This is a genomic window from Paenibacillus sp. SER-28 (assembly GCF_052906305.1).
This window is the reverse complement of record NZ_JBRECM010000001.1, coordinates 316165-341444: the sequence shown is the minus strand read 5'-3', so window position 1 is coordinate 341444 and position 25280 is coordinate 316165. Positions and strand designations below refer to the sequence as shown.

The window sequence follows — 25280 nt, the reverse complement described above, 5'->3', positions numbered from 1 at the left end:
CTGAGTAGCGGAGCGTAGACAGATCTACGTGAGCAACGGAAAGCCCGGCTGAATTCAAGATTCGACGTCGAATCCGCTTCTTGAGTAGCTTCGTTATGGAAAGACGACTTTTTGAACAACCTCTAAAAAAATCGTTGTCTAATTTCTGGTGGGGGGATCAGACATTGATCCTCTTCATCCTTGCCAAACCAACGATATCGGTTACGCGCCACCCAGTTATAGACAGCGTTGCGCACAAAGCGGGGAACCAGGATGAACACATAGGCCAGCGGGTATGGAAAACGAAGACGTTTGGCAATTCGCAAAGCCGCGGTGGACCTTGTATAATACGTACCGTCTTCAATCAGCACGAACGTATCCAGCTGATCTGTAGATAGTCCTCCTGCACGTAATAGTTCTTGTCCTGCCTCGGATTGCAGGGAACCAAAATGAAATGTTCCCTTAGGGTCACGCTTGATAATAAAGCGGGCAGCTCCCTGACAAAAGTGGCATACCCCATCTAACAACACAATGGAATGATCTAAATGAGCATGATCAGTCTGGTTCATAAATGCTTTTCACCTCCAAGAAAATCAACGGCATGAATACCAGCAACGCAACCATATGAATATAAACAAAAAAACGCCGAAAGTATCCGACGCTTGTTTAGAAATGTATAGTCTTTACCTGTTCGAAAAACTAGCTCAATGCTTTCTCAAACAGCTGTTTCGTATTAATTTGCTCTAAAAACTCCTCATGGAACTTATCCATACACTTGCAGATAAAATCCTTATGGCATACCGGGCAAGGCGTCGTTAGCAGTCGACTAATATTCGTCAAGGTCCACTCCGGATTACGTTGAGAAAAAACGCGGCACTCCGTTCCATCGGCCAAACTCATTTTAAACTCATAAAGCCCTTCTTTTTCGTTGCTGCCAGCCAGCGTGAAATTAACAATATTCGGTCTGTAAGACATCATATCACCCGTATTTTTCAAATTTGTTTCGTACCTGATGACCAGAATCACCTAAGCCATCTTAATGAATTTTGGCGATGATGTCAAATGGTCGCAAATCTCAGCGAATCAAGATCTATGTGCAAAAGCCACCGATAAATCGGCGGCCAGAGTGTAAAAGTTATAGAAATGCAGTCAAATGACATTAAGCTCGACATCAATGTTACCGCGTGTTGCTTTGGAATACGGACAAAAATCATGCGCTTGGCGTGCCAGATCTTCGGCCTGGGCGCGTTCAATACCGGGTATTTTCACATCCAGACGTACCGCCAGCTGGAAGCCGCCATCGCTTGGGTCCTTGCCGATAGATACGTGGCTGGTGACCTCAACATTGTCTACCTTCACCTTAGCCTTCCGGGCCACATTAGCCAATGCGCTCTCATAGCAGGCACCATAGCCTGCCGCAAACAATTGCTCCGGATTCGTAGCTTCTCCACCTGCGCCACCCAGTTCCTTCGGCGTGCTGAGCTTATGCTTCAAAACTCCATCGGATGAAGCGACTGAACCGTCTCTTCCACCATGTACCGTTGCTGATGCTGTGTATAATGCTTCCATGATTTCATCTCTCCTTCTCTATATCATTTGTTTTCCGCAGGAATCTATCGTCATGTTAATACATGATTTCCTTCTCGTATGTACTTTAAACGAACTACATAAAATGAATCATTTGAAATAGGGTTGTTAACCCGTACATTTATCGTTTAGTTCCACCTCACCTTGTTTACACTATATGTTATAAGCCCCTAGCTTGATGGGCCGTCAACATATGTCTTGAAGGCTCACTCGCATCATTTTATTGTATCTGCTCAGACTTCCATGACTGACAACCCAGTCGTACGCGAGATCGTAGGCTACTTGTTGGTGCGGGGTGGGAGTCCATGTGATGCCCTATACCAAAGCGTTGGAAAAGCTTACAGGCGTAGAAATGACCAAAATGCTTCCGATTCTGAACTTGGAGAATGAAGCCTTTTCTGAAACGCGTAAATTCGAAGAAAAAGGATTGCACCGGACTATTTATCATTTCAGTCCGAATAACTACAAGGAAATTGATAAATATGGAGCAGCGTTCACCCGGAAGATGGACAACAATTTAAAAAAATCCAAAACGACCAAGCTGCTCTCCTCAGAGCGATATAGCTTGGTTTTTTCTAGTGTTCGGCTTTATACGATGCCCATATTGCTTCAAAAATACGATTAACTTGCTTGACCACACAAAAGTTGCACTAGACAAAAACTATTGTAAGTGTACAATAGGGATAACACAATCGTTATGTCACTAATAATATATTTCAACATCAATAAAGAAGGTGAAGCGTATGAAAAATACAAAGGGTAACTTCGCGGAAATCGCTTCACTGTCGGAAGTGAATCGTTCCTTGAGCGTCCCGAAAGACGGAACCTGGTTTCGGAAGTTTCTTGCCTTTGCTGGACCCGGCTATATGGTCGCAGTCGGCTATATGGACCCCGGCAACTGGGCCACAGACATCGCTGGCGGATCAAAATTCGGCTACACGCTGCTTAGTGTCATTCTAATCTCCAACCTGATGGCCATCCTGCTGCAAGCCTTATCCGGCAAGCTTGGCATTGCCACAGGTAAAGATTTGGCTCAAATGTGCCGTGATGCCTACAGTCGTCCTGTCGCCGTCGGCTTATGGCTCTTGTGCGAAATTGCTATTGCAGCCATGGATTTGGCCGAGGTCATCGGTTCAGCCATTGCGCTGAAGTTGCTGTTTGGTCTACCGTTACTATACGGAGTCATCATTACCGCATTTGACGTCATGCTTATTTTACTGCTGCAAAACAAAGGTTTTCGGGCATTGGAAACACTTGTCATTGTGCTGATGGCGACGATTGCCGGCTGTTTTGGGATTAATCTCATTTTGGCACAACCGGAATGGGGCGGCGTATTGGGCGGCTTTGTACCAGACTCGCAAATTTTGACGAATCCAAGCATGCTGTATATTGCCATCGGTATTATGGGCGCTACTGTAATGCCGCATAACCTGTATCTGCATTCTTCTATTGTACAAACTCGCAAATTTGAGCAGACTTCAGCAGGTAAACGGGAAGCTATTACATTTGCAACTTGGGATTCCAGTATAGCGCTGATGTTCGCTTTATTTATTAATGCCGCCATCTTGATCGTGGCAGCTGCTGTATTCCATACGGCAGGAAGAACAGATGTAGCCGAAATTAGTGATGCCTATTATCTGCTTTCGCCACTTCTGGGAACCACGCTTGCGAGCATACTATTTGGGGTGGCGTTACTCGCCTCAGGTCAAAATTCAACCGTTACAGGCACTTTAGCTGGACAAATCGTGATGGAGGGCTTTTTGAATCTTCGTCTTTCACCTTGGTTGCGTCGTCTAGTGACCCGCCTCATCGCGATCATTCCAGCGGTCATCGTCACTGCCATCGCAGGTGAAAAAGGTGCGGAGGAACTACTTGTGCTGAGCCAGGTCATCCTGTCCATCCAGCTTCCCTTTGCCATCATTCCATTACTGCTCTTTACCAGCGACAAAAAGATTATGGGTGAATTCGCAAATAAAATGTGGCAAAAAGTATTAACCTGGATCGTGACCGCTGTCATTATCATCTTGAATGTAGTGCTCATCATCCAAACGATTTCAGGTTAATCGGTAGCCAAATATGAATATATTAAATAGGTATCTCACTAGCCCCAATGGCAGCGAGATACCTTTTTTTGTTCATCCTATTTTATTTGTCCTGTATACATAAAGAATACTCAACGCTTGGCAGGCTCTACCTTCATTTGCGCCTCAAGCGCGAGATTCAGCTTGAGCACGTTCACACGCGGCTCGCCGAATACCCCGGCGCTGCGGCCTTCTGTCTGCTCCTGCACCAGTGCTCTCAGTTGATCCTGCGGGATACCCGTCAAGCCGCTAATGCGCGGAATTTGCACTCGTGCCGCCTGTGGCGAGATGTGCGGGTCCAGACCGGAGCCGGAGTTCGTAATCAGGTCCACCGGAACCTGACTGACGGGTACATCTGGGTTATGCTTCTGCCAATCCGCAATAGAGTCCTTGACTCGCTGTATCAAGGCCGGATTCGACGGCGCGTAGTTGCTTGAGCCTGAACCAGCCCCATTGTAATCAACGCTCGATACCCGACCTTGAAAAAACGCCGAATCGGCAAAGGACTGCCCAATCAGTTCGGAGCCGACCACCCGTCCCTCTGCGTCACGGAGCATACTGCCGTTTGCTTGCTGCGGAAACAGAACCTGCGCTACTCCTGTACTGACTAGCGGATATGCCAAACCACACAAGAGAATCATCAGCACCGATGTTCGCAAAGCCACTCCAATAACTGTACTTCCTCGCATCTCTTGTCTCTCCGGTTGTCCTTCCGACACTGTCCCGGTCCCTGTACGTTTGTTATGACCTTGCCCGCCAGATTCAGCTTTTTCGTGCGCAGCAAATCTGCGTCCAGACATCATCCGATAAAAACCACTCATGTCGTTCACCCTTTCTGCGCTAAATCCACAAATGCACCAGCAAATCAATGGCCTTAATGCCGACAAACGGTACGACCATACCGCCCAGACCGTAAATCAGCAAATTCCGTCCCAGCAGGCGATCCGAGCTCATCGGCTTATACTTCACGCCCTTCATGGCTAGCGGAATCAGAAGCGGAATAATAACCGCGTTAAAGATCAGCGCCGACAAAATAGCGGACAGCGGGGAGCCAAGCCCCATGACGTTCAAAGCGCCCATTTGTGGAATGGCCAGCATGAACATCGCCGGGATGATGGCAAAATATTTGGCAATATCGTTCGCAATGCTGAACGTTGTCAATGCTCCGCGCGTCATAAGCAGCTGCTTGCCGATCGCGACCACCTCAATAATTTTGGACGGATCGGAATCCAGGTCCACCATATTAGCTGCTTCTTTGGCCGCGACTGTGCCGCTATTCATGGCCAGACCGACATCCGCTTGCGCCAGTGCAGGTGCATCATTGGTGCCGTCTCCGGTCATGGCAACCAGCTTTCCCTGTTCCTGCTCACGTCGGATAACCGCGATTTTGTCCTCCGGCTTGCTCTCAGCTACAAAGTCGTCCACACCCGCTTCTCGTGCAATTGTAGCTGCCGTCAGCGGATTATCTCCGGTACACATGATCGTACGGATACCCATTTCCCGGAGCTGATCAAACCGTTCCTTCATGCCTGGCTTCACTGTATCCTTCAAATAAATAATGCCGTATATCTGATCATCCAGCGCGACTGCCAGCGGTGTACCTCCTTCTGAGGCTACCTGATTGGCTTTTTCCTCCAGATCGGCTGGAACACTGCCGTTTTGCGATACGATCCATTGCCGAACAGAATCCACCGCGCCCTTGCGTACCTTTCGTCCATCGGCCAGATCCAGACCACTCATCCGTGTCTCCGCCTTGAATTCGATAAAGGTTCCACCTGCTGCCAAGGATGCATCCAACGTATGCTCCTGTTTGCGCATCAATTCGAGAACCGAGCGGCCCTCTGGCGTCTCATCCTTCATAGAGCTAATCGCTGCCCACTTCACTAACTCTGTCTTCTTCACGCCCTCCACAGGCACGAATTCACTCGCCATTCGGTTACCGAAGGTGATTGTACCTGTTTTATCCAGAATCATCGTGTTGATATCCCCAGAAGCTTCTACCGCCTTACCTGACATGGCCAGCACGTTAAACTGGGTGACCCGGTCCATACCAGCAATCCCGATAGCTGACAGCAGTCCTCCAATCGTGGTCGGAATCAGACAGACTAGCAACGAAATCAGCACAGGAACAGGCAAATCAATGTTAAAATGACGGGCAATCGGCGCTAGCGTAACCACCACAATTAGAAAAATAATCGTCAAGCTAATCAGCAAAGTGTTCAGTGCAATCTCATTCGGCGTCTTTTGCCGCTGTGCGCCTTCCACGAGCGAAATCATTTTATCAATAAATGTCTCGCCCGGCTCTGTCGTAATTCGCACCTTAATCCGGTCACTGACTACCCGCGTCCCGCCGGTTACCGAGCAAAAATCACCACCCGATTCCTTGATGACCGGAGCCGATTCTCCCGTAATTGCAGATTCATCCACCGAAGCCAGACCTTCAATGACCTCACCATCGCTTGGAATCATTTCGCCCTGGGAGACAATAACCACGTCCCCCTTACGCAATTCGGTTGAGCTAACCACCTGAATGTCATTTCCGATGAGCTTGTTAGCTTGTGTATCCTGCTTGGATTTTTTTAAAGAGGCAGCTTGTGCCTTACCCCGCCCCTCCGCGAGCGCTTCGGCAAAATTAGCAAAAAGCAACGTAAACAACAGAATAACAAACACGGCCAGGTTAAAGCCCATTTCCTTGCCAGTTCCAAAATAACCGGGAAGCAGTAACATGAGCAGCACGACCAATGTACCGATCTCCACGACGAACATGACAGGATTTTTCATCATAATCATCGGATTTAATTTTATAAAGCTATCCTTGATCGCATGCTTCAAGATGCTTCTGTCCAGCATGTGTTTGCGTTGTTCCTTCATGATCCAAACACCCCGTTCATCCATTCTCATTTTCTTCTTCACATGGTCAAAAATTCAGCAACAGGTCCCAATACGATGACGGGTAAAAAGGTTAACGCACCAATCAGCAGCACGACCCCGATCAGAATGGCTCCAAATAACTTGTTGTCCGTGCGCAGTGTCCCCGTCGTCACCGGAGTCGGTGCTTTGGCATTCAGCGAAGCCGCCACAGCCAACAATGCAATCATAGATACATATCGTCCGAAGAACATAACCATCCCCGTTGTCATGTTCCAAAATACGTTGTTATCCGAAAGACCTTCAAATCCCGAACCGTTATTTGCGGCAGATGACGCATATTCATAGAGCACCTGAGTCAACCCGTGATACCCAGGGTTAGTGACCGCATCGTATCCCCAATGACTCATAAATGCAAGTGCAGTTGGGGCGAGAATGAGAAACGGATGTACCAAAATGGCAATCGCGATCAGCTTCATTTCCTTACCTTCAATTTTCCTTCCCATAAATTCCGGAGTTCTCCCGACCATCAGTCCGCATATAAACACACCCAGAATCGCATACATCAGCATATTCATCAGCCCGACACCCTTGCCGCCAAAAATGACGTTTAGCATCATTTCTCCCAAAGCAGCCATACCACCCAGTGGGGTTAGTGTATCATGCATATTATTGACCGAACCTGTTGTTGCCGCTGTTGTGACCGCAGTGAATAAAGCCGATTGTCCAATGCCGAAACGAACCTCTTTCCCTTCCATGCTTCCCTGAGAAGCATCCACACCCAGTGTCTGGATTAACGGATTACCTGTCTTCTCAGACACATACGTAATGGATAGAAAAATAAGAAACAATACCATCATGGAGCTAAAAATAATCCAGCCCTGCTTACGATTACGGGCAAACAATCCAAAGGTATACGGCAACGAAGCCGGCATTACCCACATTGCCAAAATTTCCAGCACGTTCGTCCAAGGACTTGGATTTTCAAAAGGGTGCGCAGAGTTAGCTCCCGCATAACCACCCCCGTTTGTCCCCAAATGCTTGATGGACTCCAGAGAAGCAATGGGTCCCATAGAAATCTGCTGCTGTGTTCCGCTCAGCGTCGTAATATCCGCCGTAGGCTGTAGCGTCTGGGGTACCTTCAATCCAACCAGCACCAGCGTAAGCACAAAGGCCAGCGGCAGGAAAATTCTTATAATGGCTTTAATAAAATCTTGAAAGAAATTGCCCATTCCTTCACCGCGCCGCGTCAATCCTCTCATAAAAGCCGCAGCAACCGCAAAACCGGAAGCAGCCGAAGTGAACATCATCATCGTGACGAACGCCATCTGTGTCAGATACGTAAGCCCGCTTTCTCCGCTATAATGTTGGAGATTCGTATTCGTCATAAAGCTGATTACCGTATTAAAAGCTAGTGATGCTTCCATATTACTGTTTCCAGCCGGATTACCGGGAAGCATTCCCTGTAAACGCAACAGCAAGTAGCTGATTGCCACAAGCACGGCGTTCGTAGCAATGAAACTCATAACATACGTAGTCCAACGCATGCTCTCCACTTTCTTCAAGCCTACTACCTTATAAATCAGCTTTTCTGTTCTGCCAAAAATCCGATCCGTCCGATTGGGTTCATTCGAGAATACATGATACATATATGTACCCATTGGCTTTACCAAGAGCAGCAATATAACGATCACAATTCCAATTTGAAGCAGCTCCATCCTTTATTCCTCCTTCAAAATGCTCCTGCGTTTGGAACAACAGACCTGCTTCCAGAGCACCAAACGTGTGCACACGTTTGCGAAAACCTGCTACCTATGATGCTTAATATTCATGATCTGTTGTTCCCGCCCGCTCTATCCCCTATAGCTGACTAGAACTTTTCAGGGTTCAGGAGTGCGTAGATTAAATACATAAACACAATAGCCGTAAGCCCAAGTATAACGATCATCCTCTTCGTCCTCCTTTAGAGGTCTGCGCATCACACCAGCGTACAAACAGCAGTATCACTCCATAACTCACAGCCATGACGAGCAGCATGTATATATCCATCATGTTTATACCCTCCGTATCGGTCCTCAGATCGCCATTCCTATTTCATCATAAAATCATAAAACAACTATGTTATAAGTGCTTATCCGTTCAGCAGAAAACCCACCTCTCCGTTCAATGTGTAGATCACATGGTCCGCTCCCAATCCTCGATAAATTCCTTGTGGATTACAGCCGTGCGTAATAACATAGATCGATTCCGATGTTAGCGGCCGACATATTTGCAGGAAACGGCAAGTCAGATTCAAGCTGTTCTCGAACAAATACACACTACCAATTTCTTTTTTTGGAAAATTCCATTTTCCCGCTTGCATGGTATTGATGCGGACAATGTGCTCCACACCCATTTTCTTGAGCTGTCGTTCCTCCTGGGCGCTATTCGTCAGAACTGCAAACGCCAATTTTTTGAAAATAAGCAATTTCACAAAACTTCTGCCCGCTTCATTCGGTGCAGTGACAATAATTAACCGACCTTCCATCAGTAGCTCCTCTCCCGGTATAAAAAGACAACAAAAAGAAGCCGAAGGAAAAAGGCTTTCCTCCGGCTTCTTACATATCCATGATAAAATAAACCATGGCTGCACACGGCGGTTTGTTGCCTCTCCCTGTACGCTTACGAGGTTAGCTGTCGGATTCGGACGTGAGAGTCGCCCTATTTCTGGCACTTGACCGGAAAATTCACCCCCATGAGACACACGGCAAGCCGTACAGTCTCGATTGGTTCCCCCGCTTTTGCAACTGCAAAATTTAGCGCTATAGACATTTCGTTGTTGCTTCATTCAAGTTAATTTGAAATTACGTCTTGAATCATACACCCGCGCATGGAAGACTGTAAAGCTCAACTGCGGGGTTATAAATCGGCCTTTAGAGCATAGAAGATTAATAATAACGCTTACAATACAACTATGCTACTCACAGCTCCTTCAATCTCTGTTTTTCATCCCTTTTTGAAAATGACAAGCATGTCAATATTGGCGTAGGGTAGAGCCTTTTTGACCTTTTTTTGTAAAACGAGAAGAAAATACGCTATATGTACCAGCTAAACACCGATTGAACCCGCTTTTATAAGAAGAAACACCTTAATTCGCTCCATTTGCAGTGCGATTTACTGTTTTGAACAAAATACGAATTTACAGCGGCTAAAGGCTTAATACAGCTTTTCCAGACTTGCAACCTTACTTTGAATTGCTTACAATTTAATTGCTGAATATTGAATGAGGAGAGATACTATGACCGTTTATGAATATGATGCGCAAACCCTGCAAGGGAAACCAATTCCGTTATCCACATATAAAGGGAATGTTCTGCTTATTGTGAACACAGCCAGCAAATGCGGGTTAACCCCCCAATACAAAGCGTTACAAGAGCTATATGACCAGTACCATGAACTGGGGCTCGAAATTTTGGGATTTCCCAGCAACCAATTCGCCAAACAAGAGCCAGGTTCCAGCGAGGAGATTTCCGAGTTTTGCCAGATCAATTATGGTGTTACCTTTCCGATGTTCGCCAAGACAGATGTCAATGGCGATCAAGCGCACCCCTTATTTCGCTTCCTGACCCAAACAGCTCCGGGGGTACTAGGGTCCAAAGCGATCAAATGGAATTTTACTAAATTCTTAATTACACGAGAAGGTAACGTATTTAAGCGCTATGCACCGCAAACCACTCCAGATAAGTTGGCGGGAGATATAGAGAAGCTTTTGCAGCAAAACTGATATTCTTCTTTATCACAGTTATTAAAACAAAAAAAGCATCCCTTCACGTAAACCGTGTCAGGATGCTTTTTTAACTAGGTCTTGCATATAATGCGGTCGAGAGGACTCGAACCTCCACGGGCGTACGCCCACTACCCCCTCAAGATAGCGTGTCTGCCATTCCACCACGACCGCAAATCATAATGTATTGAGGCAACAGATTTATTATACTCTCTCATCAACTATTTGTAAACAAAAATATAATAATTATTTTATATGTTATTTTATCTAACATATAAAAGTGATAATAATATTTAATTTGACACAAATACTGCTAAAATGTAAATATATATTACATATATTTCGAATTTTTTCGTTGTCCCTAAGTAAAGAGTAAAATAATATAACATAATGATTCACTTCGAGGAGGCGAACCGCCCTGCATAAAGGCAACCGCTTGCTGAACTATGCATTATTGTTGGACCCTTCCCTACCTGTTGGTGGCTTCACCCGTTTTAACGGACTGGAGAAACTATTCCGCAACGGACATTTGAACAGTCTACAAGACCTGGAACATTACATGCTGGATGATTTGTATCCTCAATTTACAACCGTTGACGGCATGGCTATCAAAAGTCTGTATGTCGCCATCCAGCAGAATGACGGTTGGCGAATCGCTCTCATTGATAAGATGCTGCATACCCAACGTCCCTCATTGCAGCATGTGAAGGAGTTGCGTCTATCCGATCAGCGTCTACTTAAGCTCGCTAAGGCTCTTTATCCTTGGCTTGAATTTGACCAGTTGGAATCCATACTCATTCAATACAATGCAATTGGCACACTCGCTACCGTTCACACCTGGATTAACTTCCTTCTCGGAAACGATGTAGAACAGACCGTTCACGGCTATCTTGGCGCAGCGGTGTCCTTCTGTGTGGAAGATGCCTTCAAACTACTCAATCCTCCCTATGAGGAAAAGAACCCTTTTATGGAGCGTATGACCAACGAGCTGCTCTCCGCATGGAAGAAGCTTAACGAACCTGAGCCAACCACATTTCAGCGTCGCCTTCTTCACAGACATTGGTCCAGCTCCTACATCACTCTACCGCTTTATATGAGCCATAATAGCCAATTGGATGAGCCTAGACTGTTTTCCTCCTCAGGTCTATTCAAACGCCTTCCAGCATCCCCCTGATGCGTCGTTTCGCTAATGTGGCAGCAACACCAAGAACACTCTGTCCCTTTCCTCAGGTGGCAGAGTGTTTTTTATCCACATATAATCGAAATTCACACCATTAGTAGACTCTAGATCGATTATCAGAACCACCTAGCACTTAATTAAGTAATTAATTCAACAAAATAACGTATTTACGATTGTAAAAACACGTATAAAAGTGTATCATAGTTTTAGATGGTTAATTCTAACATGTTTACTGATGATTATTATAACACACCAATTATTCCGCAAGAATCCGTAAGGGGCGATTTCTCTTGAACAACAAAATGCCTGTCACCTCCTTCGGGTGGGCCATCAAACAACGGCTTGTCGAACTTCGACTGGATCAGAAAACATTTTGTGAGACACACAACATTCCGCCTTCACGCTTGTCCAATCTGATTCACGGCACCCGCAAAGCACAAAGGTACAGAAAACAAGTTGCTGCAATTCTGAACATCGACGATAACGATTATAAGGAGGCATCGCCACTCTAAACCCAACAAGCATTCCAGTTACATATAGGTCATTCCATATCACCAAGAAACCAAATAAACCCGTAAAGCGAACTGAAGTGCACCCCTTAGAATGGACATTGGAATAAACCCCTGGTTTATCCGATGAAATCTAGGGGGTGCATTTTTTATGCCAGCGAAAAAAGGAACAAAGTTTAACGAATATACGTTTGAAACCAAGGTAGAGGCCATACGGCTCCATATCAAAGAAGGTTGGACATATCGTAGGCTCATGGAGAAGTTTGGGATCGCAGATCGACATCGATTAAAAGAATGGATGCGCAAATACAAGCAGCTCGGTGAATTCGGACTGATGGACCAGCGAGGACGGCGTAAGGAGTATATCGACCAGGATAGGTATATACAGAAGCTAAAACGAGAAAACGACATGCTAAAAAAGTGTTTGGAAATCTGGATACAGGAGATGAAGCACACAAATACGTAACCATTGAGAAAGCTGCGAAAGACTACCCTATTAGCAAACTGTGTACGCTTTTCAAAGTCTCCAGAAGTGGATATTACGCCTTCTTAAAACGGAGAGGAACTGATCGGGATCAGGACGCGAAAGCTCTTGTGAAGAAAGTGTATGAGCAGTATAACGGAGTCTACGGCTATCGCCAAATTCAACTATTTTTGCAGCACGATCATGGAGTCTGGATGAACCATAAAAAGGTACTCCGGCTCATGCAGGTCTTGGGGATCCGCTCACAAATTCGCCGGAAGCATCGCTGTAACTATGCTTCTTCTACAGAAGGTCGTGTGGCGAAAAATCTGCTAAAACAGGATTTCAAGGCGGCCAAACCTAACCAAAAATGGGTCACAGATATCACGCAATATCGTGTGGGGGATTGCTGGCTATATCTGTCTGCGATTAAAGACTTGTTCAATAACGAAATTATCGCGTACCAGATGAGCCATAGAAATGATAACGAACTGGTTTTACAGACATTTCGACAAGCCTGGAAACAGCAAAAAGACGTGACTGGCCTCATCGTTCACAGCGACCAGGGATTCCAGTACACGTCCCATGCGTACCACGACATGCTGCCAAAGGTTGGCGCCCGAATCAGCATGTCTCGCCGAGGCAATTGTTATGATAATGCCTCTATGGAGAGCTTCTTCTCGCATCTCAAAACGGAAGGGCTCTACCCATATGATACCCGAAATATGGACGAGGCACAAAGGAGAATAAAAGAATATATCCAATTTTACAACCAGTGTCGACCACAACGAAAGTTAAATAAGCTGCCTCCGAATGAGTATCGGAAGCAGCTTATAGCCTAGGGTCTTTTTTCAGTGTCTATAAAATGGGGTCTTGACCAAACCCCTCCAGTTCGTTTACGGGTTTTCAACCCAGACGATCTTTAGCCAAAAAATTATTCCGGCTTTGTTTTATCCTTCTCACTTTTTTGCTTACGGTATTTCGCAAATTCAACATATTCTAAAATAAAATTCTGTTCTTCCGTCTCAAGATCTTCTGCCTGGCAATTCAGTGGCCCCATCACTCCAAAAAAATAAGCAGCCTTCTGCTCCTGAAGTACGCCTTCCCCTGGCTTGATCCCTTTCATTAACCAATCAAGCGATACATTAAAAAAGTCCGAAATCTGAATCAAATGGGTGGTACCCGGCGTTGTTTTACCTCTTCTCCAATCACCGAGATTCCCTGAACTGATTTTAAGTTTTTCGCAAAATGCCTTCTTGGTCATTCCGCGATCCTTAATCAAAGCTTCAATCCGCTGATAAATAGTTTGATCTCCCAAAATGTTTCCCCTCCGACACAGTAACTTTTTCTGAAATAATTTTCATTTTTCAGCCTTACTCATTAGTAATCCTCATCAAATCCTAAGCAACCATTACCCCATAGTAGAATTGCGCTGGTTTTTCTCTTTACGAAAGCGGGTAAATTCAATATACTCAAGTATAAAATTTCTTTCCGCCTCACTAAGCGGTTCGCCCTGGCAATTCAGTTGCCCTGAAGCGTCAAAAAAATAAGGGTCTTGCGACTCCTTCAGCACCTCACCCTGTACATCTCGACCCAGCATAATCCAATCCAGACTGGCATCAAAAAAAGAAGCGATTTCAATGAGTTTATTCGTGCCCGGCGTCGTTTTTCCTCTTTTCCAATCCCCGAAGTTCCCTGTACTAATGCCTAACTGCTGGCAGAACGCCTTTTTCGTCATTCCCCGTTCCTTGATGAGTTCCTCAATGCGATGGTAAATAGATTGCATAGAAGTTCCTTCCTCCCTAGCAGGCTCTCAAATAACGATATCATGTTCTCTGTTCCCATTTCAAAGATCACGTATGCTAAAATTACCGAATTATGTATGTTGGTTTCCATTATACCACAACACGCAACAAAAACCGCCTGTTTTCCGAAGAAAGGGCGGTCTTTAAGCCAGTTCACTTACGCTAATCACGTAGCAGCGTTGTCGATTTTAAGTAAGATATGCTTCAATTCATTCAAAGTTTCGCTCAGATGCAATAAATCTTCTTCTGGCAGATACACCAGTTTTTCTTGAATTTTATTGGAGAAGGTATGAAATACCTGTTCACAAAAAGCATCGCCTTCCTGTGTAATCGCCACATTCACGACTCTGCGATCCGAATCACACGACTGGCGGTCAGCCAACCCATGCTCCACCAGTTTGTCCAGAAGAGGAGTCATGTTCGGACGTGAGACATTAAGCTGTTTGGATAAATCAGATACCGTAGACAAGCGCACCTCACGCAGAAGCAGTAATACCTGAAAGTTATTAGGCGACAAATGTAATGGGAAATCGAGCGGACCGTAGGTGAAAAATTTCTTCTTCACAATCGGAAACAAGCCCAAAATATTTTCTGATATATTCCCTAACAGTTGAGTGTCCATATTTTTCACCGTCACTTCATAAGTTTATACTTATCATTCTATAACATTATGGCGTTATATTATACTATGGAATCATTATTTCATCATAATGATTACTTTATTACATCACTACACAAATAAAAAAAGCCTCTACCGCGAGAGACTTTTCCGTTTATTCCATTGATGCGGTCGAGAGGACTCGAACCTCCACGAGCGTACGCTCACTACCCCCTCAAGATAGCGTGTCTGCCATTCCACCACGACCGCATAACAAAATATAAATGGTGAGCCATGAAGGACTCGAACCTTCGACACCCTGATTAAAAGTCAGGTGCTCTACCAACTGAGCTAATGGCTCATGCTGTTCATCCAAGCTGTCCGCCATTAGACCAGACCTCAGGAATTTCCCTTAAGCATGCAACATGTAGTCTATAAAGACAACAATGACCCGTAGGGGATTCGAACCCCTGTTACCTCCGTGAAAGGGAGGTGTCTTAACCCCTTGACCAACGGGCCTTATTATTATGCGCCAACTTGGCGACAAGAAAGAGTATATCAAATAGAATAACGAATGGCAATACTTATTTCTAAAATTTTTAAAAAAGCAGTTTTTATAAGTACAAAATGCATATTAACTTACAATTCCTTATCTTCAATCACTGAAATTCTGAAAACAGCGATAAATGATTGCAATATCACTTGTATTTACTTATAATCACTTACAAGATACCGAAATAATTATATATCAGAGGAGCTTTCTATGTATCAGGAAGAACGAATGTTAAAAATCGTTGATTACTTACAGCTTCATAAACGTATTTCGGTGGATGATATTTGTGAATTTTTTAATGTTTCACGAGATACGGCTCGTCGAGACCTCGTAAAACTTGAAGAACATCAAAAAATTATTCGCACCCGCGGTGGCGCTCTTCTCCCTACACTTCATCACGATCCAATTGGAAATTATAACGAAAGACTACTTACTGTATCCGAGGAGAAACAAGTGATCGGACAGCTGGCTGCCAGCATGGTACGAGATAAGGATCGTATTATATTGGATTCCTCTACCACCGTACAGGCGTGTGCAGAAAGACTGAATGTGCAGGAATGTTCGGTCATCACCAATTCAATCAATCAGGCTGACGTGCTATCTGGAAAAGACGGTGTCTCCATACATCTGTTGGGAGGCCGCCTGCAAAAAGAACACCGATATGTATATGGCTCCTCCGTGATCGCCACTTTGTCTCACTATTTTGTAGACAAAGCCTTTATCGGGATTGGTGGTATATCTGCCCACGGACTAAGCCTAATTCATGAAGAAGACGGTATGCTGAAGCATCAGATGATGAAGCAGGCAGATCAGGTGATCATCCTTGCGGACCATTCGAAATTCGGGATCAATTTTCCATATCGTTTTGCCGATCTGTCTGAAGTTAATATCGTGATTACCGACAGATTGCCAGAACCAGCGATGCTGGAAATTTTGCAACATTATGATGTTGAAGTTGTTGTACCCTCATAAAATATGAAACTGCTTAGCTAGAACTCAAGATTTATCACAGAGATATCGAAAGACAGGAGTTGGAGAGAAATGAAACTGTTTGCGATTGATATGGATGGAACACTGCTGAACGAGGAAGGAAAAATAAGCAAAGTGAACGCGGAGGCTATACGCCAAGCACAGCAGCAAGGCGTTCAGGTGACAATTGCCACTGGTAGAGCCGCTTATGACGCCTGGACGAAGCTAGAGGAAGCAGAGCTTGTAACTCCCGTCATTGGAGCAAACGGCGCAACCGTACACGATGTGCATCGTCGTCAGTTAACCTCTACTCCTATGGGCCGCAGTGAAACGTTTGAAGTGCTGAGCTGGCTGCATGACAACGACTTTTACTATGAGGTCATGACAGACCGCGCGATTTATTCTCCACAAAACGGACATCAGCTGCTTGCTGTTGAAATGGACCGCTTGCTGAGCTCCAACCCGGATATTTCGCTGGATACTTTATTACATGCAGCTGAAAAACAATATGAACAGACCGGACATACCCGGATCGCTTCATATGAGGACATTCCACTGGATGTAGAGATTTATAACGTGCTCTGTTTCTCCTTTGATCAAGCCAAATTAGAGCGGGGTCGTGAGCGTTATCGAGGTTTTCAGGGCCTAAACATGGTCATCTCTTCAGACCGTAACTTTGAAGTCGAGCATAGGGATGCGTCTAAAGGTAATGCATTGCGTTATCTGGCGAATCATCTGAGCATTCCCATGCAGGAAGCCGTAGCGATTGGGGACAGCTACAATGATATCTCCATGCTGACAATGGCAGGAACAGGCATTGCCATGGGCAATGCAAAAGACGACATCAAGGCCGTCTGCTCCCAAGTGACTCTGACTAATGCGGAAGATGGCGTCGCTCATGCTCTGTTGAACATACTCAAGACAGTCGAGGCTGACACCGTGAAATAGAAGTCATGGCTGCGTACAAGACAGGCTAACGCCGCTTCAAGCTGTACGCAGCACATCCCCTCTCCATTTAAACGATTTCAGTCCACCGTTATTCTCAAAGCAGATATAGACGAAAAGGACGCTCGCAAGCATCATTACAATGCATACGAGCGTCCTTTTTCTACTTAAAATACCAACGGAGAGAGAGGGATTCGAACCCTCGCACCGCTTTCGCAGCCTAACCCCTTAGCAGAGGGTCCCCTTATAGCCACTTGGGTACCTCTCCATGGCTCCCCGAACAGGACTCGAACCTGTGACAACTCGATTAACAGTCGAGTGCTCTACCAACTGAGCTATCAGGGAACATTACTGTAAATTATCTTACAGTATGGTTAATTTACCATGATTCAGGGGGTGCCGTCAAGTGCCAACAGGCGAAGCTTCCCTCCACATTTCCCACAGCGATACCGCTGAGGATTCATCTTACGCTTGCGCATATACTCCTGTTTACAGGAAACGCATACTAGCTTGTAACGATAAGGCTGAGGCTTACGTTCCGTTCTTCCCGGCAGAGTCTGACAATGCCTGCTTCCTCCTACACGGGCCAGCCATGCTTTGAAGTCAGCATCTCGATGCTGATAGCCCATCCCACGCAAATGCAAATGATAATGGCACAGCTCATGCTTAATAATTTTCTCCACCTCAGAACGTCCGTAAGCTGCGAGTTGATGTGGATTAATTTCAATATGATGACTTTTCATAAAATACCTACCACCTGTGGAAGACAAGCGCGCATTAAAGGTGGCTTGATGTCGAAACGGCACGCCGAAGCTCTCCAGCGAAATGCGCTCTACCCATTCTTGAAGCTCTTCATTACTCATAGAACGGCTCATTGAATGGTTCATTGAATTGCTCAGGGACTTGGACTCCATCCTAACGGTCTCTCCTCCTTTGCTCCTTACTGACAAGCATATTATAAAATAACGACCGAAGTCTAACCCCCAATTCATAAGCACACTTTAGGTACCCACCCCATATGCTAAACATACAGATGTAACGCAGAGGAGGAGATCGGCTTGCCTCAATGGCTCAGCAACCAGCTCATGCGGGCCTTTTACAAAAAGGACCGGCGCCAAATTAAACTGTTGAACGATTGTTGGTTTTTTTATCATAAAGCACCTGGCGTGGAGTTCGATGCCAACAACGGGTAAAAGCTAAAGGCATCCAAAAATGAAAGCCGGAATCTCCGATACAGTTCGGAGATTCCGGCTTTTGTTATACCTTCACAAGAAGGTTGTACAGCTTTATTTAAAGTATTATGCCTGCGATTGCGCCTCTGCAGGAGGTTTCATCGTCAGACCAACCCTGCCTTTTTTCAAATCAACATTCAACACCCACACCGTTACGTTATCACCGACAGATACGACATCCATCGGATGCTTTACGAAGCCACTGCGCAGCTGTGAAATATGAACCAACCCGTCACTTTTAATACCGATATCGACAAACGCGCCGAAATCAATGACATTGCGGACGGTTCCCTGAAGCTCCATACCCGGTGCCAGATCCTCGATCTTCAGCACATCCTTGCGGAATACCGGCAACGGCAGCTCGTCACGCGGGTCACGGCCCGGACGCTGGAGGCTGTCCAGAATATCCTTCAGTGTCGGCACGCCGACTTCCAGCTTGGCGGCCAGTTCGTCAATGTTGGACACACTCAGTGCTTCCATTGCAGTCTTAGTACCCAGATCGTGAGCGCTGATGTTCAGTTCCGCCAACAGGCTGTCTACGACAGCATACGATTCAGGGTGAATCGGTGTGCGGTCCAGCGGATTTTCTCCACCCGGTATACGGATAAAGCCTACAGATTGCTCGTAGGTTTTTGCACCAAGACGCGGCACCTTCTGCAACTGACGACGGTTGCTGAATTTTCCGTTTTCCTCACGGTACTTAACGATGTTTTTGGCAATCGTCGCGTTGATCCCTGCTACATAGGATAACAGCGCAGAGGAAGCCGTGTTCACATCCACACCGACATGGTTAACGGCTGATTCGACAACGTCCTTTAAGCTTTCATCCAGATGTTTCTGCGACACATCATGCTGGTATTGGCCTACACCAATAGCCTTCGGCTCAATTTTGACCAACTCAGCCAGCGGGTCCTGAACACGACGTGCGATGGAAGCCGCACTGCGCTCGGCCACGTCCAAATCGGGAAATTCCTCCTGTGCCAGCTTGGAGGCAGAGTATACGCTCGCGCCCGCCTCATTGACGATCAGATACGCTAGACTGCTGTCACCAATGTCCGCGATGACTTCCGCTACGAATTGCTCTGTCTCGCGCGAAGCGGTTCCGTTACCAATGACAATCAATTCAATCCCGTATTGGGCAATCAGCTGCTTGAACTTTTCAGCAGCCTCGCGCTTCTTGTTGTTCGGCGGTGTCGGATACGTCACTGCCACTTCCAGCAGCTTGCCTGTGTCATCGACAACCGCCAGCTTACAGCCTGTCCGATAGGCCGGATCGACACCGAGCACACGTCGGCCCTTGATCGGAGCCTGTAGCAACAGACTGCGCAAGTTGCCTGCAAAGATGGAGATGGCCTGCTGCTCGCCCTTCTCCGTCATTTCAGCGCGCACTTCGCGCTCAATGGATGGCGCGATAAGTCTTTTATACGCATCCTCAATGACATTGCGCAGCAGATCTTGCACGACAGACGATCCTTTAATCACTTGACCTGCCACGTAATTGTAAATGGAATCTGGCACTACCTCCAGACCAACCTTAAGAATGCCTTCCCGCTCTCCGCGATTAATCGCCAGAATACGGTGAGGTGGCATTTTCTTAGCGAGCTCACGATAGCTGTAGTAGTTCTCATACACGGATTCTTGCTCCGCGTCCTTCGCTTCGGAGGTCAACATACCATGGTCCAGCGTATATCGGCGTACCCATTGGCGAATAGCCGCATCATCCGCTATATTTTCAGCTAAAATGTCCAAGGCTCCTTGGATGGCCGCCTCGGCGCTGTCCACTCCCAGTTCCGCATTTACATAAGACTCGGCTTCTTTCAGAGCATCGCCCTGCTTCGGCTGGCTCCAGATCCAGATGGACAGCGGCTCCAGTCCCCGTTCCTTCGCTACACTGGCGCGGGTTTTGCGTTTTTGCCGATACGGACGGTACAGATCCTCCACTTCCTGAAGTTTAACCGCAGAGGTGATAGCAGCCTGCAGGTCTTCCGTCAGCTTGCCCTGCTCATCAATAATGCGGATGACCTCTACCTTACGATCCTCCAGATTACGCAAATACACCACACGATCTTCAATTTCACGCAGCTGATTTTCATCCAGCTCTCCTGTCATTTCCTTACGATAACGCGCGATAAAAGGAATTGTATTCCCTTCATCCAACAAACTGATCGTTGTCCGGATTTGCTTGAGTGCCAGCGACAGCTCTCTCGCCACTTGTTTGACAATCCGCTCTTGGCGTTCTGCTTCGTTCGGCTCCTGCCGGATTTCCGTCTTCGTTTCCTCGTTAGACAAACCTATCCCTTCTTCCTCACAGCTCTTGTCATACACCATGTCTTTCATTATCACAAAAAATGATTCAAAGCGCCAGCAGGTGACGTTAACGCAAGCCCTACCTGCTTTTTTCATTGGACACACAAAAGGACAGCGCCCAAGCGCTGCCCTTTTCCCGTTTCACTCGTCGTTCCATCACGCTAAAAATCAATCAAACCGAGACTGATTTGTAGCGAATCGCTCACTTTGCGCATGGTCTCTTCATCTAAATGGGTGATTTTGTCGGTAAGCCTTTGCTTGTCGATCGTCCGAATTTGCTCCAGAAGAACAACAGAATCACGATCAAAGCCATGCGTCGCCGCGTCGATTTCCACGTGTGTAGGCAGCTTTGCCTTCTGAATCTGGGCAGTGATGGCTGCTACGATCACAGTAGGACTAAACCGGTTGCCGATATCATTTTGAATGATCAGCACAGGTCTGACGCCACCTTGCTCGGAACCGACTACGGGTGAAAGGTCTGCAAAAAAAACGTCGCCGCGCTTTACGATCAATATGGATTACACCCCGCTAACTGTACGGCCCAAGGTGCTGTTTGCATCTTCCTCCGCGTGAAAGGCTTCGGATGCCATGGTTAAGTTAATTTTAGCCATTTCCATGTATCCACGCTGCATAGCTTCACGAATGTAACGTTTTTTTCGTTCACCTACATACAGCTTCATGGCCTGCCTGATAAATTCACTGCGGTTGGAATTTTCCATAGCTACGATCCCGTCCACTTCCTGCAAGAGATGATCTGGCAAACTGATCATTATTCTTTTGGTGTTCTGCAAATTGGCCAACTTCTCTTCCACCCCCAAAACCTTGTCGCCATTGTACCATTATAACGTTATTCCCGGTAATTTATTCAAACGGAATACAAGAGAATGTATATGATATTCGTATATCATCTATGCTGCATTCCATTATAAACTACGCAGTTCGTTTTCGTACAGGCGTTTGATCCCCGAAATATAAGTGTCAGCGGAGCCTGATGCGTCTTTTGACAGTTATAGCGCTCTTTTCTTTCCTTTGTACATATTTCGGGACGTTCTGCGAAAACTCCTGCTTTTATTCGGTAATTTGCGTTATGAAATTAATTCCAGCGGGTTGGAAGAAGCGAGTTCACTCGAACAACAGGAACATGACCTCGTGTGTATACACGCGGTACCCTGTCTGCGATCATGCAGATCACCTCATAGTGGATCGTACCAAGCTTGGATGCCAGCTCATCCGCCGCGATAGTTTCGCCGGACTGCTGGCCGATGAGAACAACCTCTTCGCCGGTTTGGATTTCTTTCGCATCTTCTGCGAAAGATTGTAAGGATACCATACACTGGTCCATGCAAATCGTACCGAGTACCGGGACGCGGCGACCGCGTATCAACACTTCGATCTTCCCACTCAGCATGCGGGAGTATCCATCCGCATAGCCGATTGGCAGTGTACCGATCCGTTCTTCACTGGAGGTTACATACCGGGTGCCATAGCTAACTCCCCAGCCGGGAGGAAGCGTCTTGGTATAAACCACCGCCGTCTTCAATGACAATACAGGCAGCAGCTCAATAGCTTGCCGGTTAACCTCATCAGACGGGTACAGACCGTATATACTGATACCAATCCGCACCAAATTGGGGGAAAGAGAAGGGGTATCAATGGTGGCGGCGCTGTTGCCCGTATGTATAATGGGAATGGTGATACCTTGTTCCCTTAGCGCTTCCGCCACGCCCCGAAACCGATCATATTGTAGCAGTGTATAGCTTTTGTCTTCTTCATCCGCGCGGGCAAAATGGGTGTACATGCCTTCCAGCTGCACTTGCTCTAATTCGTTAGCCTGCCGGACAAAAGCCATAGCCTCTTCTCCAGGCAGCAAACCCAGTCTTCCCATGCCGCTGTCTATTTTGATGTGCACCTTCAACTTGCGTTCGTTTCCTTGGCGGTCCAGTCTGCGGATACCCTCCAGCACTTCCTCACTGAACACTGTCAATGAGATATCATGCTCCCAAGCCGTTTGTACAGCTTCCGGTGAGGTGTAACCAAGTACTAGAATGGGTAGCTGAACCCCTGCATGACGAAGCTCCAACGCTTCATCCAGAAAAGCGACGCTCAAATAATCCGCACCAAGGCGTTCCAATTCCTTTGAAATTTCCACGGCGCCGTGTCCGTAGGCATTAGCCTTGACACAGACCAGTATCAGCTTATCCGCTGGCAATGCCTTGCGAAAAGCTTCATAGTTGGCGCCAAGGTGATCCAGGTTGATTTCGGCCCGGGTCGATCTGTATTGTGCTTGCAAATCCAGTCACCTTCTTCAATTGTTAGCCTGTAACATAACCTTTAACCATTCGGAGTGTGGCAAAGTTCTTGCTTCCAAAGGTTAATGGTAATGTTCAAAAACGTGGCTGTCAAATGGCAGGAGAAGTTTGCCAGCATCCTCTACAATGAACACGACATACAAGCGGTGCACATCCTAGACCGCGAATGAACAAAAGACGGATACGGGCGGCAGCAGAGCATTTTTACACTCTAGACCGTCTGCATCCGTCTATAAAGTTTTATTTACCCGATTGATCCTGTATAGAAGCGGCAATTTGTATCATTTCGCTCACAGGCAGGTCAGCACTGGTGATTCTGAACTCGATTCCGTCATTCATCCAGGTCATCGTCTGCTGTTCGCTTCCGGTCAGAACGGCAAAACTTCCTCCAATATCAACCAGTTCGCCTGCGGCTAGTGCGACTGCCCGATCTTTTGGACGCGCCTCCACAATGGTATAATTATACGTTCCACTATACCGCAGCATCACGGCATGTGTACCATTATCCTCCAGCTCCGGCGTATCCTTGATCTGTACTCCGGCTGGCGTGTAGGACGGTTCGATCAAGCCGAATTCACCCATCACAGCTTCTGCCGCATCTGTTCCCGCTGACGTTCCGTTTGCGGCATCCGATGTGCTCGGGGTTTGTTGCTGCGCCTCTGCGTTGGCTGCTGCGTCCGATTTGGATGTATCATTTGTGGCAGTACCGTCCACCTTCGCTTCCCCTGACGGCTGCTGGACTGCATCCCCTGCTGTTCCCTGCTCTTGTCCGGGTTCGCCAGACGTCACGCCAGTCGTCCCATCTATCGCACCGGAAGGATCAAGCTGACCGCTGGGCTCCACTGCTCCGGAAGATGGAGCCCCTTCGCTACCCGTACTCGTCTTACCTGAAGCCATGTTCCGCTCCATATCAAAAGAGTCTTTGTCAAACTTCGTATCAAAAGCAAATTGATCGAATTTCAGATCAACAACTACCTTGGCATTCGCATCAGACACCTGTACCTGAGTCGGTGCATAGTCATTTTTGGACAGCCATATCTTTTGTCTCACCAGCGCATGGCTGTTGTAATTCGCTGCCACATCAAACACATAGGATTTATCGTCGGTAGCCAACTGACGGGAGGCATCGCCGATAATGCTGCGAACCAACGTTTCATATAAATATACTTGACCCTGATTGTTTGGCCAGTCGCTTTTGAAACGGAAGCTTTTGTTCAGGCTGGGTGTCAGTACAAATACACCCTCATCATTACGAAGCACAATTTGCGTAACATCCTTTTTCTCGTTCGTCATGGCAATTCGGTAATAGGACGGCTTGCGGTAGGAAATATCCACCTTGTATTCCTGCGGCGTGTCGCCGGTATGCAGCGTCATCAAAGCTGTACCGTGGTAGCTGTTCAGGTCGCTCACCACGTCACTCAAATCTTTAACCACATCGTCCGCGCTCTTCTTGCCGCACCCGGCCAGCAGCAGCGTTACACACATGACCATGGCAAGCATCCATGAAATCCGGCGCATGTCATCAACCCCTTCAGCACATGTTTTAAATGAATTAGTACATGTCTATGAAGGACTTGTTCGATTTATGCAGACTGGCATGACAAGCTTGAACGTATCCTTGTGTAATACTATAGAATCTTTTGGAGACTGATAATAAATTCATACAGGAAATAAAAAGAACCTCCCCCGTTCAGTTCACTGCTTTTTCATTTTAAAGAAATTGCGTTGATTGGTGAGCCTACCGATGAATTATTATCACGTCCCAATTCATATCACTGTCTGCTTATGTTCATCGGTGGGACAGGTATGGTGGACATTGGCTCAGAGCAGTATCTATTCCATACAGGTCATGGATATTGGCTAGCTCCAGGTGAATCCTATCAAATCGCTCCCCTGAATGGAACTGTGCCCGAATACTACAAAATCACGTTTGAGGTCATCGCTTTGCCGTCAGAACCACAAGCGGACATGGCCTTGGGTAAACACGCAGTACGTATGCCATCCTATATCATGGACCTGTCCTGCCGAGACCGCGCGAATGCATCGTCTCCTCTTCTTCCTCCAAACTTATTCAGTTGACTGAAGAGCTATTTCATAGTACCCAACAAACGATACAGCCGCATAACCAGATA

The 25280-nt window shown here is 46.6% G+C and carries 28 protein-coding genes, 6 tRNA genes and 1 riboswitch; of the genes, 11 read left to right on the top strand and 23 right to left on the bottom strand.

The genetic code is table 11. The annotated features are described in order from the left end of the window. Window positions 1-122: 122 nt before the first annotated feature. The 3 genes from ACUYLD_RS01605 to ACUYLD_RS01595 form a co-directional block, all read right to left on the bottom strand. Complete coding sequence (locus tag ACUYLD_RS01605) at window positions 123-548, bottom strand: thiol-disulfide oxidoreductase DCC family protein (protein WP_446674290.1); 426 nt, start codon at window positions 546-548, stop codon at window positions 123-125. 130 nt (window positions 549-678) lie between these two features. Further along, a complete protein-coding gene (locus ACUYLD_RS01600) occupies window positions 679-1005 on the bottom strand; it encodes a hypothetical protein (protein WP_025722703.1) in 327 nt (108 codons plus the stop codon). A gap of 123 nt (window positions 1006-1128) precedes the next feature. Next, window positions 1129-1548: an organic hydroperoxide resistance protein gene (locus tag ACUYLD_RS01595; RefSeq protein ID WP_013309264.1), complete on the bottom strand. Its 420-nt coding sequence runs from the start codon at window positions 1546-1548 to the stop codon at window positions 1129-1131. A gap of 328 nt (window positions 1549-1876) precedes the next feature. On the opposite strand from ACUYLD_RS01595, the gene ACUYLD_RS01590 reads away from it, so the two are divergent. Both ACUYLD_RS01590 and ACUYLD_RS01585 read left to right on the top strand, forming a co-directional pair. Beyond that, window positions 1877-2191 (top strand): hypothetical protein, encoded by a 315-nt coding sequence (locus ACUYLD_RS01590; protein ID WP_446674289.1) that lies wholly within the window; start codon window positions 1877-1879, stop codon window positions 2189-2191. Between the two features lie 118 nt (window positions 2192-2309). Next, complete coding sequence (locus tag ACUYLD_RS01585; RefSeq protein WP_069291385.1) at window positions 2310-3629, top strand: Nramp family divalent metal transporter; 1320 nt, start codon at window positions 2310-2312, stop codon at window positions 3627-3629. A gap of 110 nt (window positions 3630-3739) precedes the next feature. Here ACUYLD_RS01585 and kdpC read toward each other — a convergent pair whose 3' ends face one another. The 5 genes from kdpC to ACUYLD_RS01560 all read right to left on the bottom strand — a co-directional run bounded on the left by kdpC (window position 3740) and on the right by ACUYLD_RS01560 (window position 9042). Further along, window positions 3740-4468, bottom strand: a complete 729-nt coding sequence (gene kdpC / locus ACUYLD_RS01580; protein WP_446674288.1) for a potassium-transporting ATPase subunit KdpC — start codon at window positions 4466-4468, stop codon at window positions 3740-3742. Window positions 4469-4487: 19 nt separating this feature from the next. Then, window positions 4488-6518 carry a potassium-transporting ATPase subunit KdpB gene (gene kdpB / locus ACUYLD_RS01575; protein WP_446674569.1) on the bottom strand — a complete coding sequence of 677 codons (2031 nt, stop codon included), beginning with the start codon at window positions 6516-6518 and terminating at the stop codon, window positions 4488-4490. A gap of 38 nt (window positions 6519-6556) precedes the next feature. Then, on the bottom strand, window positions 6557-8233 hold the full coding sequence (kdpA, locus tag ACUYLD_RS01570; protein ID WP_446674287.1) for a potassium-transporting ATPase subunit KdpA: 1677 nt from the start codon (window positions 8231-8233) through the stop codon (window positions 6557-6559). Between the two features lie 152 nt (window positions 8234-8385). Next, window positions 8386-8463 carry a potassium-transporting ATPase subunit F gene (locus ACUYLD_RS01565; RefSeq protein WP_071559652.1) on the bottom strand — a complete coding sequence of 26 codons (78 nt, stop codon included), beginning with the start codon at window positions 8461-8463 and terminating at the stop codon, window positions 8386-8388. Between the two features lie 183 nt (window positions 8464-8646). Continuing rightward, on the bottom strand, window positions 8647-9042 hold the full coding sequence (locus ACUYLD_RS01560) for a hypothetical protein (RefSeq protein WP_023987603.1): 396 nt from the start codon (window positions 9040-9042) through the stop codon (window positions 8647-8649). A gap of 115 nt (window positions 9043-9157) precedes the next feature. Further along, window positions 9158-9326: riboswitch (cyclic di-AMP (ydaO/yuaA leader) on the bottom strand. A gap of 466 nt (window positions 9327-9792) precedes the next feature. Between ACUYLD_RS01560 and ACUYLD_RS01555 the strand changes: the two genes are divergently transcribed. Next, a complete protein-coding gene (locus ACUYLD_RS01555) occupies window positions 9793-10278 on the top strand; it encodes a glutathione peroxidase (RefSeq protein WP_254327630.1) in 486 nt (161 codons plus the stop codon). Between the two features lie 91 nt (window positions 10279-10369). Here ACUYLD_RS01555 and ACUYLD_RS01550 read toward each other — a convergent pair. Continuing rightward, window positions 10370-10452 (bottom strand) — tRNA-Leu (locus ACUYLD_RS01550). Window positions 10453-10714: 262 nt separating this feature from the next. On the opposite strand from ACUYLD_RS01550, the gene ACUYLD_RS01545 reads away from it, so the two are divergent. The 4 genes from ACUYLD_RS01545 (at window position 10715) to ACUYLD_RS01530 (ending at window position 13272) form a co-directional block, all read left to right on the top strand. Beyond that, window positions 10715-11452 carry an urease accessory protein UreF gene (locus ACUYLD_RS01545; protein ID WP_446674286.1) on the top strand — a complete coding sequence of 246 codons (738 nt, stop codon included), beginning with the start codon at window positions 10715-10717 and terminating at the stop codon, window positions 11450-11452. A 296-nt stretch (window positions 11453-11748) separates the two neighbouring features. Next, window positions 11749-11970 (top strand): hypothetical protein, encoded by a 222-nt coding sequence (locus ACUYLD_RS01540; RefSeq protein WP_029516349.1) that lies wholly within the window; start codon window positions 11749-11751, stop codon window positions 11968-11970. Between the two features lie 148 nt (window positions 11971-12118). Then, window positions 12119-12433, top strand: a complete 315-nt coding sequence (locus tag ACUYLD_RS01535) for a helix-turn-helix domain-containing protein (protein ID WP_235309933.1) — start codon at window positions 12119-12121, stop codon at window positions 12431-12433. After that, complete coding sequence (locus tag ACUYLD_RS01530; protein ID WP_446674285.1) at window positions 12388-13272, top strand: IS3 family transposase; 885 nt, start codon at window positions 12388-12390, stop codon at window positions 13270-13272. Before ACUYLD_RS01535 ends, ACUYLD_RS01530 begins: the two co-directional genes overlap by 46 nt. Window positions 13273-13364: 92 nt before the next feature. Here the strand turns inward: ACUYLD_RS01530 and ACUYLD_RS01525 are convergent, their stop codons facing one another. From ACUYLD_RS01525 to ACUYLD_RS01500, 6 genes are all read right to left on the bottom strand, one after another. Then, window positions 13365-13748: a helix-turn-helix domain-containing protein gene (locus tag ACUYLD_RS01525; RefSeq protein ID WP_013309253.1), complete on the bottom strand. Its 384-nt coding sequence runs from the start codon at window positions 13746-13748 to the stop codon at window positions 13365-13367. Between the two features lie 93 nt (window positions 13749-13841). Beyond that, window positions 13842-14216, bottom strand: a complete 375-nt coding sequence (locus ACUYLD_RS01520) for a helix-turn-helix domain-containing protein (protein ID WP_025722343.1) — start codon at window positions 14214-14216, stop codon at window positions 13842-13844. A 185-nt stretch (window positions 14217-14401) separates the two neighbouring features. Continuing rightward, on the bottom strand, window positions 14402-14857 hold the full coding sequence (locus ACUYLD_RS01515) for a MarR family winged helix-turn-helix transcriptional regulator (RefSeq protein WP_250258956.1): 456 nt from the start codon (window positions 14855-14857) through the stop codon (window positions 14402-14404). Window positions 14858-15020: 163 nt separating this feature from the next. Then, window positions 15021-15103: transfer RNA gene (locus ACUYLD_RS01510), tRNA-Leu, on the bottom strand. Between the two features lie 15 nt (window positions 15104-15118). Continuing rightward, a tRNA-Lys gene (locus ACUYLD_RS01505) sits at window positions 15119-15194 on the bottom strand. Window positions 15195-15280: 86 nt separating this feature from the next. After that, a tRNA-Glu gene (locus ACUYLD_RS01500) sits at window positions 15281-15352 on the bottom strand. Window positions 15353-15596: 244 nt separating this feature from the next. Here ACUYLD_RS01500 and ACUYLD_RS01495 point away from each other — a divergent pair. After that, a complete protein-coding gene (locus ACUYLD_RS01495; RefSeq protein WP_013309250.1) occupies window positions 15597-16358 on the top strand; it encodes a DeoR/GlpR family DNA-binding transcription regulator in 762 nt (253 codons plus the stop codon). 69 nt (window positions 16359-16427) lie between these two features. Beyond that, window positions 16428-17303 carry a Cof-type HAD-IIB family hydrolase gene (locus ACUYLD_RS01490; protein WP_061829578.1) on the top strand — a complete coding sequence of 292 codons (876 nt, stop codon included), beginning with the start codon at window positions 16428-16430 and terminating at the stop codon, window positions 17301-17303. A gap of 176 nt (window positions 17304-17479) precedes the next feature. Here the strand turns inward: ACUYLD_RS01490 and ACUYLD_RS01485 are convergent. From ACUYLD_RS01485 to ACUYLD_RS01475, 3 genes are all read right to left on the bottom strand, one after another. Beyond that, window positions 17480-17568 (bottom strand) — tRNA-Ser (locus ACUYLD_RS01485). Between the two features lies 1 nt (window position 17569). Next, a tRNA-Asn gene (locus ACUYLD_RS01480) sits at window positions 17570-17645 on the bottom strand. A 44-nt stretch (window positions 17646-17689) separates the two neighbouring features. Further along, window positions 17690-18214: a SprT family protein gene (locus ACUYLD_RS01475; RefSeq protein WP_053324897.1), complete on the bottom strand. Its 525-nt coding sequence runs from the start codon at window positions 18212-18214 to the stop codon at window positions 17690-17692. A 144-nt stretch (window positions 18215-18358) separates the two neighbouring features. Between ACUYLD_RS01475 and cmpA the strand changes: the two genes are divergently transcribed. After that, window positions 18359-18493, top strand: coding sequence for a cortex morphogenetic protein CmpA (cmpA, locus tag ACUYLD_RS01470; protein WP_007429337.1), 135 nt, complete (start codon window positions 18359-18361; stop codon window positions 18491-18493). Window positions 18494-18598: 105 nt separating this feature from the next. Here the strand turns inward: cmpA and ACUYLD_RS01465 are convergent, their stop codons facing one another. The 5 genes from ACUYLD_RS01465 to ACUYLD_RS01445 form a co-directional block, all read right to left on the bottom strand. Continuing rightward, on the bottom strand, window positions 18599-20821 hold the full coding sequence (locus ACUYLD_RS01465; RefSeq protein ID WP_446674284.1) for a Tex family protein: 2223 nt from the start codon (window positions 20819-20821) through the stop codon (window positions 18599-18601). A gap of 179 nt (window positions 20822-21000) precedes the next feature. Further along, entirely contained in the window at window positions 21001-21351 is a 351-nt protein-coding gene (locus tag ACUYLD_RS01460) for a type II toxin-antitoxin system PemK/MazF family toxin (RefSeq protein WP_007429335.1), read from the bottom strand. Window positions 21352-21357: 6 nt separating this feature from the next. Continuing rightward, on the bottom strand, window positions 21358-21639 hold the full coding sequence (locus ACUYLD_RS01455; protein WP_007429334.1) for a CopG family ribbon-helix-helix protein: 282 nt from the start codon (window positions 21637-21639) through the stop codon (window positions 21358-21360). 293 nt (window positions 21640-21932) lie between these two features. Beyond that, a complete protein-coding gene (alr, locus tag ACUYLD_RS01450) occupies window positions 21933-23129 on the bottom strand; it encodes an alanine racemase (protein WP_446674283.1) in 1197 nt (398 codons plus the stop codon). 259 nt (window positions 23130-23388) lie between these two features. Continuing rightward, on the bottom strand, window positions 23389-24666 hold the full coding sequence (locus ACUYLD_RS01445) for an outer membrane lipoprotein-sorting protein (RefSeq protein WP_250258972.1): 1278 nt from the start codon (window positions 24664-24666) through the stop codon (window positions 23389-23391). Between the two features lie 288 nt (window positions 24667-24954). Here ACUYLD_RS01445 and ACUYLD_RS01440 point away from each other — a divergent pair, with 288 nt between their 5' ends. Further along, window positions 24955-25227 carry a hypothetical protein gene (locus tag ACUYLD_RS01440; RefSeq protein ID WP_446674282.1) on the top strand — a complete coding sequence of 91 codons (273 nt, stop codon included), beginning with the start codon at window positions 24955-24957 and terminating at the stop codon, window positions 25225-25227. The last annotated feature ends 53 nt before the right edge of the window (window positions 25228-25280 follow it).